The organism is Cupriavidus sp. H39, from assembly GCF_050271075.1.
GTDB classification, from domain to species: domain Bacteria; phylum Pseudomonadota; class Gammaproteobacteria; order Burkholderiales; family Burkholderiaceae; genus Cupriavidus; species Cupriavidus necator_B.
Genome location: NZ_CP189847.1, coordinates 601,056 through 613,581, shown reverse-complemented (window position 1 = coordinate 613,581; position 12,526 = coordinate 601,056). Strand labels below are relative to the sequence as shown.

At 61.3% G+C, this 12,526-nt stretch carries 9 protein-coding genes and 6 pseudogenes; 6 read left to right on the top strand and 9 right to left on the bottom strand.

Annotated features, from left to right (window positions below; all coding sequences use genetic code 11):
* Positions 1–832: 832 nt before the first annotated feature.
* Positions 833–1,123: pseudogene (locus ACOCMH_RS15335) on the top strand (MgtC/SapB family protein); the annotation flags it as partial.
* Between the two features lie 30 nt (positions 1,124–1,153).
* Here the strand turns inward: ACOCMH_RS15335 and ACOCMH_RS15330 are convergent.
* Positions 1,154–1,390 (bottom strand): hypothetical protein, encoded by a 237-nt coding sequence (locus ACOCMH_RS15330; RefSeq protein ID WP_427306055.1) that lies wholly within the window; start codon positions 1,388–1,390, stop codon positions 1,154–1,156.
* Positions 1,391–1,589: 199 nt separating this feature from the next.
* Between ACOCMH_RS15330 and ACOCMH_RS15325 the strand changes: the two are divergent.
* Positions 1,590–1,778, top strand: a pseudogene (locus ACOCMH_RS15325) (IS6 family transposase); the annotation flags it as partial.
* A 42-nt stretch (positions 1,779–1,820) separates the two neighbouring features.
* Here the strand turns inward: ACOCMH_RS15325 and ACOCMH_RS15320 are convergent.
* The 4 genes and pseudogenes from ACOCMH_RS15320 to ACOCMH_RS15305 form a co-directional block, all read right to left on the bottom strand.
* Positions 1,821–2,840: an IS30 family transposase gene (locus ACOCMH_RS15320; protein ID WP_427309201.1), complete on the bottom strand. Its 1,020-nt coding sequence runs from the start codon at positions 2,838–2,840 to the stop codon at positions 1,821–1,823.
* Between the two features lie 277 nt (positions 2,841–3,117).
* The gene (locus tag ACOCMH_RS15315) at positions 3,118–3,354 is read right to left on the bottom strand and encodes a hypothetical protein (protein ID WP_427309200.1); all 237 of its coding nucleotides are present in this window, start codon (positions 3,352–3,354) and stop codon (positions 3,118–3,120) included.
* A 154-nt stretch (positions 3,355–3,508) separates the two neighbouring features.
* Positions 3,509–3,616, bottom strand: a pseudogene (locus tag ACOCMH_RS15310) (IS6 family transposase); the annotation flags it as partial.
* 15 nt (positions 3,617–3,631) lie between these two features.
* Positions 3,632–3,793 (bottom strand): annotated as a pseudogene (locus ACOCMH_RS15305) (IS5-like element ISCARN85 family transposase); the annotation flags it as partial.
* Between the two features lie 530 nt (positions 3,794–4,323).
* On the opposite strand from ACOCMH_RS15305, the gene ACOCMH_RS15300 reads away from it, so the two are divergent.
* Positions 4,324–4,494 (top strand): hypothetical protein, encoded by a 171-nt coding sequence (locus tag ACOCMH_RS15300; RefSeq protein ID WP_427309198.1) that lies wholly within the window; start codon positions 4,324–4,326, stop codon positions 4,492–4,494.
* 556 nt (positions 4,495–5,050) lie between these two features.
* Complete coding sequence (locus tag ACOCMH_RS15295) at positions 5,051–6,151, top strand: CAP domain-containing protein (RefSeq protein ID WP_427309196.1); 1,101 nt, start codon at positions 5,051–5,053, stop codon at positions 6,149–6,151.
* A gap of 27 nt (positions 6,152–6,178) precedes the next feature.
* Here ACOCMH_RS15295 and dapA read toward each other — a convergent pair.
* Positions 6,179–7,074 (bottom strand): annotated as a pseudogene (gene dapA / locus ACOCMH_RS15290) (4-hydroxy-tetrahydrodipicolinate synthase).
* Between the two features lie 772 nt (positions 7,075–7,846).
* Here dapA and ACOCMH_RS15285 point away from each other — a divergent pair.
* Positions 7,847–8,392: a hypothetical protein gene (locus ACOCMH_RS15285; RefSeq protein WP_427309247.1), complete on the top strand. Its 546-nt coding sequence runs from the start codon at positions 7,847–7,849 to the stop codon at positions 8,390–8,392.
* 139 nt (positions 8,393–8,531) lie between these two features.
* On the opposite strand, the pseudogene ACOCMH_RS15280 reads toward ACOCMH_RS15285, so the two are convergent.
* Positions 8,532–8,738 (bottom strand): annotated as a pseudogene (locus ACOCMH_RS15280) (IS5/IS1182 family transposase); the annotation flags it as partial.
* Between the two features lie 100 nt (positions 8,739–8,838).
* The gene (locus ACOCMH_RS15275) at positions 8,839–9,921 is read right to left on the bottom strand and encodes an alkene reductase (protein WP_427309194.1); all 1,083 of its coding nucleotides are present in this window, start codon (positions 9,919–9,921) and stop codon (positions 8,839–8,841) included.
* Positions 9,922–10,084: 163 nt separating this feature from the next.
* Between ACOCMH_RS15275 and ACOCMH_RS15270 the strand changes: the two genes are divergently transcribed.
* The gene (locus ACOCMH_RS15270; protein ID WP_427309192.1) at positions 10,085–10,999 is read left to right on the top strand and encodes a LysR family transcriptional regulator; all 915 of its coding nucleotides are present in this window, start codon (positions 10,085–10,087) and stop codon (positions 10,997–10,999) included.
* A 334-nt stretch (positions 11,000–11,333) separates the two neighbouring features.
* Here ACOCMH_RS15270 and ACOCMH_RS15265 read toward each other — a convergent pair whose 3' ends face one another.
* Positions 11,334–12,524, bottom strand: coding sequence for a M20 aminoacylase family protein (locus ACOCMH_RS15265; protein WP_427309190.1), 1,191 nt, complete (start codon positions 12,522–12,524; stop codon positions 11,334–11,336).
* Positions 12,525–12,526: the final 2 nt, after the last annotated feature.

Genomic DNA, 12,526 nt, shown 5'->3' with positions numbered 1-12,526 from the left:
TGGATATGCCTCGGGCCGAAGGTGTTGGTATACCAGACCAACGATGTCAGCGTGACGCCGAAGGACTCATAGACGGAATCTTCAAGACGATTGAAGCCGTAGGCGCGGACAGACCACGGTCGACTTTCAAATCCCGGTTGCAACACAGAGCTCTGGCAGTCGCACGCTCGGCTCTTCGAGGTGCGCCTCATCTGATTGTGTATGCCCCAATGTCAGGCACTTCGCTGCAAACTTCAATACCATGAAAAAAACAGCCAGACGTGAGGGAGCGTCTGGCTGCAAAGGGATAGTCGTACGAATTGCACGTACCTAATGAGCCTATGACGCTCCCCAATAATCTAACCGATTTGCCACGGACGAATTCTCAAGAATTCTGAACACCGTGCGCCATTTCATCCGCCCGCGCCGCGAGGCTCAAGTCTGTTCGCTAGTAACCGTCCAGTGGGGGAAAAAGTTCTAGCTGAAATCCCCGTTGTAGATTACGCGCAAGGTGAGCCGATATGCGGCCCCACGCTTGTGTCTTTGACCGCTTCGAGTCCGTCAGGATTAGCCACAAGTGCGCGGCGTGGCTTCGATCGTGATGTGATGCCGTCTTCGGTGAAGCCTTTTGATTTTTCTGTAGACGCCGAGCGCGTCTATTTCATTTGTGTGGACGCACAGCGGCCGCGCATCGCCGCCCACAGTTCACCGACTTCGAGTTCACGTTCAACCAGACAGGGTTGCGTTAGCGGGTTTTGTCGCAATAAGCCTCCGGTAGAATGAGCCGGTATCGAATTCAGGCAATGTCCAGCGGCGTGCGGTTGATGCGGTTCACCACGGGTGGCTTTGTCGCAATAAGCCTCCGGTAGACAATCAGGCCAGCGAAGTCACGTACACGATGTGCATCATTTCTACCAGCGAGCGCCAGAAAGAGGCACTGGCCGATCTGGAGCGCCTGCTGGAAGAGGCCAGCTATCCGGTCAGCGATTTGTCGGTCGAACCGTTTGGTGAAGACCACGTGGAGATTGAAGCCATGCTGATGTCGACTGCGGTGAACGCAAGCGAGTTGGATCGCATCGTTAGCGCGCTGCAATCGCAGCCGCACATTGCCCAGGTGTACTGGAACCCGAGCACGACGGAGTAACAACGGGTCGCGTGATCGCCCTGCCCGCGTTCAAAGCTCCTGCGTGACAGCCAGCGCGAAGATCTTCGCCCAGCGCTTGGCCTCTTGGCGATTCCGCATCGGGATTGGCCATTCCGCCGGCGTCTGATGGTTCAGGCGCAACGCCAGCGACCACGCACCCTCACGTTCGATTGCATCAGCGCCTGCAATGTCGGCAAAGATGAAGCGTGCGTCTTGGTCATGCAGGCGCACAGACCCGCGCTTCTGTTCCGCATCGGATCGCGCCATAAATGAGCAGGCCAACCAGCGCGAGCGCGGCAACGATAAACGGCATAATGGGATTCCTTGAATAAGATGGCTCGTCGGGGGAGTCTGTGGGTAGATTGAGGCGATTTACGAGGGGCAGAGGAAGCGATAGAGGGCTTTGTCGCAATAAGCCTCCGGTAGAATGAGCCGGTATCGAATTCAGGCAATGTGAGTGGTGGTGATGAACTCGGAGATTGCGAAGGTATTGAAGCGCTTGCACTATCCGCTGGAGGTGATGCTGACCTGCGTGCGCTGGTATGTCGCCTATCCGCCGAGCCCGCGTCATCTCGAGCAGATGATGGCCGAACGAGGCATCTCGGTTGACCATTCGACCGTGCACCGATGGGCGCTCAAGTTGCTGCCGGCGCTAAACACCAGGCGGTTTCAAGTGCGAAGTGCAACACCCCGCAGGTTATTGAACAGGAAGCCGGTCCGAGGGATTAGCCAGGACCTGAGCGAGGACTTGCAATGGGTTGTGCCAGTTAAGGGTTTTGCGAGGCCGGGTGTTGAGACTGTCGGCGATGGCATCAAGGTCCTCCTGAGAGTGGACGGATAGGTCGGTGCCCTTGGGTAAGTACTGGCGCAGCAGACCATTGGTGTTCTCGCAGGAGCCGCGATGCCAGGGGCTGTGCGGGTCGCAGAAGTACACGCGCACGCCGGTGGCAGCGCTGAGTTCGGCGTGCCGAGCCATCTCACGGCCCTGGTCGTAGGTCAGCGTCTGGCGCAGCGGCGCGACCAGGGATTGCAGCTTGGCGGTGAAGCCCGCCAAGGCCGAAGCAGCAGTAGCGTCGGGCATCTTGACCAGCAGTACGGCGCGGCTCATGCGTTCGACCAGCACGCCCACGGACGATTGGTTGCCCGCGCCCTTGATGAGGTCGCCCTCCCAGTGCCCGGGCATGAGCCGGTCGTTGACCTCGGGCGGGCGCACATGGATGCTGACCATGTCGGGAATCTGGCCGCGCCAGTCAGTGCCAGGTGAGCGCGGCAAGCGCTTGGCGCGGCCCTGGCGCAGGCAGGCGATAAGCTGCCGGCGCAGTTCACCTCGCGGATAGGCGTAAATGGCGTTGTAGATGGTCTCGTGGGACACGTGGCGGTCGCGGTCGTCAGGGAAGGCGCGTTTGAGCGTAGCGGAGATTTCCTCGGGTGACCACTTCTGATCGAGGAAGTGGCGCACCACGCCCCACAGCACACTGTCGGGTGCAAGCTTGGGGGCTGGCCGACTGGCTTGGCGGCGTTGCGCACGGCAGGCTTGCGCGGCCATCGCGCCATAGCTGCCATGCGCGGCGGCGTTACGGCGAAGCTCACGCATCAAGGTCGAAGGCGCGCGGCCTAGCCTGCGGGCCATGGCCCGCAGGCTGACGTTCTCGGCCTTCCAAATCTCGATGCGCATGCGCTCTTCAGGTTGTAGTTGTTGGTACTTCGTTCTTGTCATTCACTGCACCTTACCGGATGGCAAGGTGTTGCGCTTCAGATTTGAGACCGCCCACCTTGCAGAGCGGGAACGGAACTGCATGAACAAGCAAATACAATTGCAACAAAGCTCCATTCCGCGGCGGGCACGTCCGTCGGCTACGGCCCGCGTTTCGTCATCTCACAATGACATTAGCCCGTAACCAAAAGTGCATAACATGGTCTAGTTCATGCGTCCCCTCACAATTGTCAGATGGGTGTCGGGACGCTGCCTACCAAAGTGTGGGCTTCCAGGCATATTAGACGCCGTCAGTGTATGGATCGCGCGGCTCGGTCACGCTGCGGGCGCCGTCGGTGTACGGGTCGCGCGGATCGGCCACGCCACGGGCGCCGTCGGTGTATGGGTCCACAGAAGCGACACGGTCGATATTGCCATCGAATCGTGCTTGGTCCGACACCGATTGCGAAGCTTGGGCATCGGTGGTACCGATGACCAAACCGATAGCGAAGAGAATGGGGAGTACGGCGGTTCTCATGATAGTGCTCCTAGTTACTTGCCAGACGGCGCGGTGTTCCGCACCGGTTGCTAATCTAGGCTTCGATACTCGGAGTAAAAAGCGCTCATCACTCAAAAGATTATCAATCCAGCTGTAAGAATGAAGCTATGGCTCCGCCCGAGTCCGGGCGTGTCCGCCGGCTTCTCCCCACCGGGCGCTTGACGCGGCGAAAGATGGTGTTTAGCGCCGGCAGCAACTTGAGCGCCCATCAGTGCACGGTCGAATGGTCAACCGAGATACCTAGGGCGTGTTCACACTATCTGAGCCCGTCGACGATGAGTGCAAAATTGATGAAGGCGATGAACATTACATCCAGTTTGTCGAATCGGGAAAAGATGCGACGAAAGCCTTTGAGGCGGCGGAACAGGCGCTCCACTTCGTTTCTGCGCTTGTACATCTCGCGATCATATTCCCATGGTTACCCGCGCAAACCCCGCACGTATCCGACGCACCTGATGGTGGGAACCTGATCCCGATGTGAGTAGCTGCGCCGCGATCGTACCGATGCCGAAGCAGCGCGCCCTCATGCGCAGTGCTTCGGGTACTACGGTCTGAGGGATGCAGGGGGCTCCTCAGAAGGCGAAGTCGAAGGAGTCAGGTTTAGCGGACAGCGTCGATCCCGGTGAGGCCGGTTGGCGGGACCTGTTGCAGCAAAGGGTGAGCGCAACGGGGGCCGCGCTCTTGGAAGCGCTACACGCGCTGCCGCCACGTAGTGACCGCGTCGAGACCTGGCGCGAAGCGAGCATGTTTCGCAAAGGCGGGTTGCAACGAAAATTGCAGGGTTTCCGGCGCGATGGGTAGGCTGGGTTTGTCGATTAAACCACCGGGGAGTCCCCATGCAACCTACGTACCAAACCCAGACCTTCGCCCTTGTCAGCTTCCTCCTGATCGCTTCGACCGTGGTTGCGCCATTTGCGGCATACCTCGGTAGCCACTTCAAGCAGATGCTTGCGCAAGCTGCGTGACCTCGTCGAGAGGACGATGTGGGATCACGTCTACAACGAGCGGGAAGGGATCATGCCCGGCCCGGACTGCGAGTACATGGCGGCGGTTGCCGGCATCGACGCGCTGCTGGCAAAGCCGGCGGCCGTGGATCCTCAAACCTGCACGGGAGGTTGATCGTGAGCGAGACCTCCTCAATTCGATGCGCCACGCCGCGGTGCGTTAGCGAGATCCAGCAGTTCGGCGAGGAAGTCCATCCCGGCGAGCTACGCGGCTTCTTTATCCCTCAGCGGTGTCCAGCCTGCGATGCCGCACTTGTGGTGGAGCCGCGTGCAACGGGGCAGATCTGCCGAGGCTGCAAGACAGTGATCGCATATTGCTGCTGTTGAGAGCGCAACTGGAATCCCCGCAGGCGCCGTACAGCCGCGCGGACGACGTCGGCGCCCATCCCAACACGGATTGGATGTTGGAGGAGCGGCACCAACTACCAGAGCCGAATTCCAGGCAGCGCACATGCTGCTAGGCAAAGCGGGAGGCTTTTCAAGGTTAACACCTCATCGCCCAGGCCGGCGGATGGCCGTGTCGGCCAGCGGCATGGCCAGGGCGGCAAAGGGAGCCGCAAACCCAGAGGCGGGAAGTCCGTTGGGTTTGCGGGGTTCCACGGCAGATTGGTAGTTTGAACTGTATTAAGTCGGCAGCCCGAATAGCCGTTACGTCAGGGGCGGCGACCAATTTGGTCAACAACAACAAGAAGAAGAAGATGAACAAGAACACGATTTGCTCGGCGGTGCTCGCCACAACCGTCTTTTGGTCGGGGGTCGCCGCAGGTGCGGCCGCCGACGTTCCGCTGCCATCGCCTCAAACCCCTGAAGCCTTTGCTTTCCGCGCTCCGCAGGCGAGCGCGTCGGAGCCGACCTATGCGCTAGGATCGGGCCACCTCGCGTTGTTCAGGGCAGTCAACGCATTGCGCCAGAAGCTTGGCGTAGGGCTGCTTGCGCAGGATATGGCGCTCGACGCCGCGGCCCAGGCGCACGCGGTCTATCTGAATACGCATAGTGTGGCGCAGCACAACCAAACGCCTGGCGACCAGGACTTCTATGAGGCCACACCGCTGCTGCGGGCACGCAAGGCCGGCGCCGCTGCCTCCCAATGGGTGGGCGAAGTCGTCGGAGCGGCACGGGGGCCGAACGACAGCGAGATCGGCCTCGGGTGCTTCAACCAGTGGTATCACACCGTCTACCATCTACAGACGCTCGTGACGAACCAGGAGTCGGTTGGCGTCGGGTTCAGCGCCACGGGGGCGTTGGGGTTGAATCTGTGCGTCTTGGACTTTGGAACGCAGGCGGCCGCGCAAGGCCATCCCATGCCCAACGGCGTGCCCTATGGAGGCGGTCAGCACTTCGACGCCGGAACCTTCGTTACGGTGCCCGGAAATGGCGAGAGGGATGTACAGGCGGGATTCAATTTCGCAGGCGAGTCACCCAATCCCGCCCCTGACCTGCCGACACCTGGTCGACCGTTGATGGTCTATGCCAATGGCGCGCTCGCTGAGGTTCTGTCCGTGACCACATTCAAGGTTGTAAGAAGCAACGGAGCGGAGGTGCCGGCGCGGGTTCTTGTCTCCCAGGCCGCGAAGGCCGGCGGGTCTGACGGTATCGCCGACGAATACATTCGCAACAACGCGGTCTTCCTGCTGCCGATCTCGCCCCTGGCCAACCGGGAGACCTATACCGCCACCTTCTCGGGGACGCGGGCCGGAAAACCGGTGAGCTTCTCCTGGTCGTTCACTTATGCCGAGCTGCTGCCTTGGAATATGGTAGGCATACGGCAGTGACCGTACGCCTACCTCTAGCCTGCGCAATTACAACCCATTCGCGTGTACCGAGTCCAAGGCTTCACACGTCATTGCCAATTGCTCGGCGAGCGCGGTTGAGGCCGACGTCATTGGCAAACGCAGTTCATCAGACAGCCAGCCATGCCTGGCCAGTAATGTCTTGACCGGACCTGGGTTAGGTTCTGCAAACATGAGCCGAATCAGTGGCATTAGGACATGGAAAAGGTGGCGGGCGACGCTCAAGCGCTGGTCAGCCACTGCGCGCCACAACGCCGAGAAGAGATCAGGCCGAATGTGCGCTGACGCAAGGATTGCGCCCCGGCCGCCCATGCACAGCGTGGAAAGCAGTTGGTGGTCCTCTCCCGCGAGGACAGCTAGGCGGCCATCTGCGATTAACGCCTGTGTGGTATCAGCGTTACCGCCGCAGTCCTTGATACCTCGAACATTGCCGTGGTTCGCAAACGAGAGCAGCGTTTCGGCGCTCAGCGTCACACCGGTTCGGTAGGGGATGTCATATAGCACCAGTGGTGCCCGAGATCTATCGGCCAGCTCGCGAAAGTATTCCTTCAATCCTTCCTGCGACGGTCTTATGTAGTACGGTGCAGGCGCTAAGACCCCCGCCAGCGGACGTTCGCCAATCCTGTCCAGACGGCTCAGTACCTGCAGGAGATTGTTGCCAGCCAAGCCCATCATGACTGGCAACTCCCCGGCCTCGGCCAGTACGGTGTCAGAACGGCCAACTGTTCCGCCTCATCGAGCGCGGCGGCTTCGCCGGTGCTGCCGCACACCACCAACCCCGCCAAGCCGCTACAGCGGTAATGGGCCACTAGCCGCCGCAGCGCGACGTGATCAACCTCATTGTTGCGAAAAGGGGTGACCAGGGGTAGCCAGATACCACGATAGAGATACTTCACTTCTTGCATTGCATGCTCCGGATCGACCGATTCGGAAACCGCACAGGTCAAGCGACAAAGCAAGATGCGCTCAAGACAGTAAGGGGGATTGGCAGACCGTCTTCTACACTGATGCTGTTCCGTCGCTCAACTGACGGAACAGCACGCTCCGGTCAGATGAGCGACTGTTTTTTGGATTTGGCGCGCGCGCCCGACTGCGGTTGGTTCGCAGTGAGATCAAGAGAGAGGGAGGCAGGACGGCGGGTCATAATTGCGTCAATCTATCCGCTTCTCCGCAATCTCGTCAAGCCTGGCTTGGAAGGACTCCCTTCCCAAGGGGGCGACCTACCAGCTTGGCACAATGCGAAGCCCATCGGAAGGGTGCCGTTCAAAGACTCCTTACCGCGAAATGGCAAACCCGCGCAGTCATTCGTCGACCCAAGGCTTGTGCCGCCGGCCAGTGACCGGCTTGCTCAATGGCTGGACCGGGCCGGCCCTCGCGGACGTCGCTAAGCGTCTAGGTGGAGGCGCAGAACGCGACGAGAGGGCCGGCGCCCTGGCCACCCTCGTGCTTTCTCGCGAAACGCCGGCGAGCGACCGGGCGGAGCACCCCCAACAATTCCGAAGTGAATACGGCGGCAGGTCCGGCCGAGGTTCTATCGTGCTCGGGGCAGAAGCGAGCCGATAACCTGCCTGCCGCAGTCCCATGCCGGGGCGACCTGTGGACAGGCCCACTCACCCAACGGGCGTACCTTCACCTTCGTCAAGTCGCCTGACCTCCTTGCCCCCCCTCGCGCGGGCCGTGCTTCCCTCGCAAAGCGCTACCGGGTTTGCTTGGTTCCATAACAAATTCGTAGTCTGGCTTTATCCAATGGAGTCAGAGGCGAACGATGCAAACGCAAACCCCGGAACAAGCAATGGTGGTCAGCTACCACATGTCCGTTTCGTCGGACAACGACGACCTCGACCGACCCCGGTACGCGACATTTCGAGGCGACATCTGGGACTGCGCCGCGAGGTCGAACGCCTGAGGCGTGCCTGTGCCGACAACGGCCTCTATGCGGTTTCGATTCTGTATCCAAGCCTGGCTGTCGAATGGCACGATCCGCGCTCGGAATTCCGGATCGAATCAGATCGCCTTGTCGTCAATCGGATGGGGGATGTGCGGTGGGAAGGCCGGACGCGCTTCGCAGGCAACCGAATGGCGACCGAATACACCGCCTTCTCGACACTGACAGCACTGGCCGAGTCAGGCGAGCTGACCGCTTATCAGACCGAGGACGTAAAGGGCGGCGTTGAGGACGCGGTCCTTGAGGCCGTAGAGGGAAAGCTTGGGGCAGGGCAATGACCGAAGGGACGGGCGCAGCGCCCGCCCCGCCACAAATCATCCACTCCTCGCCAAACCGGCGGATCGGGACGTCGGCGAACTGGGGCAAGTACTGGGAGGGGGCTTGCACGACCTCCCTGATGGCCGTGCAGTCGTCCCAGTATATCTTCAACAGGACGGCAGGATGATATGAGGGGCGACCTGTAGTCGAAGGATTGGCACCTTCGAACCCGAGCGTCTCGAGATCCAACTCTTCAACAAACGCGTCGATGATCCTGGCGGGGTTATCCTCGGCGATGAAATCATCGAGGCCTTCTGGAAGCAGCGTAGCTTGCTTGCGGTCTTCTCCCTCTATGAATCGCTTCATCCGGTCCCCCAATCTGAATGCGTTGATTCAGTCTAGGTGATCCAGACGTTTTCACACAGCCTCGGTCGCAAGGAGTCGGCCAGCCGCATGCTGGCCCCGCTTAGGCCCGTTCCAGCTTGGTGTAACCTTCGGCACCGCCCCCAAAGAAGGTAGCCGCTGGGGCCTCATACAGAGGCACGTCCAATTGCAATCGCTCGACAAGGTCGGGATTCCCAATGAAGGGCTTGCCAAAGGCGATCATGTCTGCGTGACCGGAAGCGGTGGCGTTTAGAGCGCGCTGTCGGTCGTATCCGTTGTTGGCGATGTAGGCGCCGCCGAAGGCCGCGCGAAGGCCTTGCACGTCGAACGTCGCGGCGCCGTTGCCGCCGTGTAGCTGTCCCTCGACGACATGCAGGTAGGCCAGTCCCATCTCGCCGAGCCGGCGAACCAAGTAGCCGTGCGTTTCCACCGGCGTGCTGTCCAGCGGCGTGTCCCCGACCGCGGTCGAAAGGGGGGAAAGGCGAAGCCCAACACGATCGGCTCCCCAAACCTGGGCGACAGCTTCCACCACTTCCAACGACAAGCGTGCGCGGTTCTCGATGGAGCCGCCATAGCGGTCTTCGCGGTGGTTCGTGCTGTCGCGCAGGAATTGCTCCAGGAGGTAGCCGTTGGCTGCGTGCACTTCCACGCCATCGAACCCGGCATCCTTCGCGCGAAGCGCGGCCTTTCGGTAGTCTTCTACAATGCCGGCAATCTCCTCGGTGGCGAGCGCACGCGGCATCGACGGCGGCAGGTGTCCGGCTTCCGTAAAGACGTTGCCGCCGGCCTGGATGGCGGAGGGCGCCACGGGCGCAGCGCCGCCTTCCTGCAAGCTCACATGTGACATGCGCCCCACATGCCACAACTGCATCACGATGCGGCCACCCGCGGCATGGACGGCGTCTGTCACGGGGGCCCAGGCGTCCACGTGCGCATCGGTGTAGATGCCGGGCGTGTAAGCGTAGCCACGGCCCTGGCGAGAGATGTTGGTTGCCTCGGTGATGATCAAGCCCGCCGACGCCCTCTGTGCGTAGTAGTCGACGGCCAGCGGCGTCTGGACACCGTCCATGCCCGCGCGCGACCGTGTAAGCGGCGCCATGGCAATGCGGTTGCGGACATCGATAGCGCCCAGGTGGGAGGCGGAGAAAAGGGGTTCGGAAAACATGGCGGCTCCAGTGGCTATGTGCGAATGCGGTATCGAAGAAGTGCTGCAACCCCGTCTGCCAGACAGGAGAGCAACCTCTCGGTGCAATGCAGTATGTGCGCCGCCGTTTCATTCATCCAATTTATTTATTGGATTGTAGTTATATCCATGCCAATATATCTGGATGCGCTACGACCTGAACCTCTTACCCGTATTCCTGACGCTCATGGAAGAGCGAAACGTCACGCGTTCAGCCGAGAGACTAGGGATGACGCAACCGGCGCTATCCAATGCCCTGGCGAGACTGCGGGACTTGCTGCAGGACCCCCTATTCATTCGCGAGCGGTACGGCATGCAGCCGACGGAGAAGGCCGAATCGCTGGCGCCTGGCATCGCCGCCGCGGTCGGCCAACTGGATGAGCTGGTACTGGGTCAGCAGGGCTTCGACCCGACCAAGGCGGAACGTCTGTTCATACTGGCGCCGAGCAGCTACGTCGAGTTCGTGCTGTTGCCTGGAATTGTCACGCGATTGAGTGAGCGCGCACCGGGCATTCGGCTGCGGCTGGTGCCGTTCGGCACGGACTTGGCCGAGACCGGTGTAGGCTCCGGCGCTACGGCCTTGGTGCTGGGCCGCATTGTCGACCCGCCCGACAACCTTGTGGTGCAGCCCCTGATGGAAGACGGCCTTGCGTGCGTGGTGCGGGCTGACCATCCGCATGTACACAAGCGAATGTCCAAGCAACAGTACGAGCAGCTCAAGCACGTCAACGTGTTGCCACCCGGCCGCCTGCGCGCAGGCCTGTTCCAGACACTTCAGCGCCATGGCCTTCGCCGCGAGGTAGCGATATCGGTCACGCACTTCATGGCCATTCCAGAACTTGTTGCCGCGACGGACTATTGCGCGACTCTACCTGCCCTGATCTGTCGCCACCTTGCGAGCGATGTGCGGCTGAAGGTACTGGCCGCGCCAGTGGACCTTGGGACATTCCCGGTGGATATGGCCTGGCATGTTCGCTACCGCCATGATGCTGCGCACCAGTGGTTGCGTGAACTGGTCATCGAAGTCGCTCGCGAAACCGCGCCTCGCAAGACGAAGTGAGGCGCAATGCAGGTCGTTGCATCGATTTGGTACTCGTGGACGTCGGGATGGGCACTGTTCCTATTGCGCTGCTCCCTCCTGACCTGAAGGGCCGTGATCGGCCAGGAGCCGTCGTTCGCCATAGCCGTCACCTAGCCATCGCAGCGGCGGCTCCGCTCAAACAAGGGACCTTCGCCTTCGAAAGGCATGGCGCAAGCCATCGGCCAGCTCGGTCATCCCGAGTCGGAAGTCCCACGGCTCAACCTGCCCGTTCTCGCAGAGCTTGTAGGGAATAGCGCGTTTTGCGCGTTACTCGGCGCTCAGCGCAACAACGCGATCGCCTCCTAGGCTGGATTCAGACTAGGAATGTCTCTGTCAGTCGGCACCAAAACGCTGCGCCCAACGCCAGGTTCCGGTCATCGAAGTCGTAGCGCGGGTTGTGCAAGCCGCGCCCACCGTCCGATGGGCCGTTGCCGATACGCACGAGCGCGCCCGGGCATTCCTGCAGCATATAGGCAAAGTCTTCGCTACCCATCATCCTGGGATAGTCGCGGTCTACGCCCTCCTGGCCAACAAGCTCCGTGGCAACTTCGGCCGCCAGGGCAACCGCGTCGGCGGCGTTGTCGACGACCGGGTAGCCCTCCACATAGCGTATTTCCGCCTTCGCGCCATACGATTCGGCGGTCATGTGTACCAGCGTGGTGATGCGGTCCTTCAGTAGTGCGCGCACCTGCGGACTGAACGAGCGCACACTGATGCCGATTTCGGCATCGGCCGGAATGACGTTCAGTGCGTCCCCAGACCGTAGCCGGCCAACAGTGAGCACTGCCGGCTCGTCGGGAGGGACGTTGCGTGAGACTACGGTCTGCAGCGCCATCACGATTGCAGCCGCTGCCACAAGCGGGTCAACGGCCAGATGAGGGCGCGCGGCGTGACCGCCCAGGCCTACTACCTTGATAAACACCCGGTCGCCCGCGGCGAGAAACGGTCCCGGACGCATCAGGAACCGGCCCAGGGGTACGCCGGGATGGTTGTGCATGGCAAACACCATGTCGCAAGGAAAGCGCTCGAACAAGCCGTCCGCCACCATGGATTTGGCGCCGCTGTCGAACCCGCGCTCCTCCGCTGGCTGAAAAATCAGGTTCAGCGTGCCGGAGAAGTTTCGCGTGGCCGCGAGGTGCTTTGCCGCGCCAAGGAGCATGGTAGTGTGGCCGTCGTGCCCACATGCATGCATGAGGCCGGGCCGGCTGCTGGCGTAAGGAAGCCCTGTCTCTTCCTGGATAGGCAGGGCATCCATGTCGGCACGCAGGCCAAGACGCCTGGCACCATTGCCCACCCGCAACTGGCCGACCAGCCCCGTCTGTCCGATGCCACGGGTCACCTGGTAGCCCCATTCCTGCAACTTGCCGGCAACCAGGTCCGCGGTGTCGTGCTCCTCGAAAGCCAGTTCCGGGTGCCGGTGGATGTGCTGCCGCAGGGCAGCAAGTTCGTCGTGCAGCGGGAGCAGGTCGGGAAGCGCTGTACCGGTCTTGGAATGGATGGTCATCG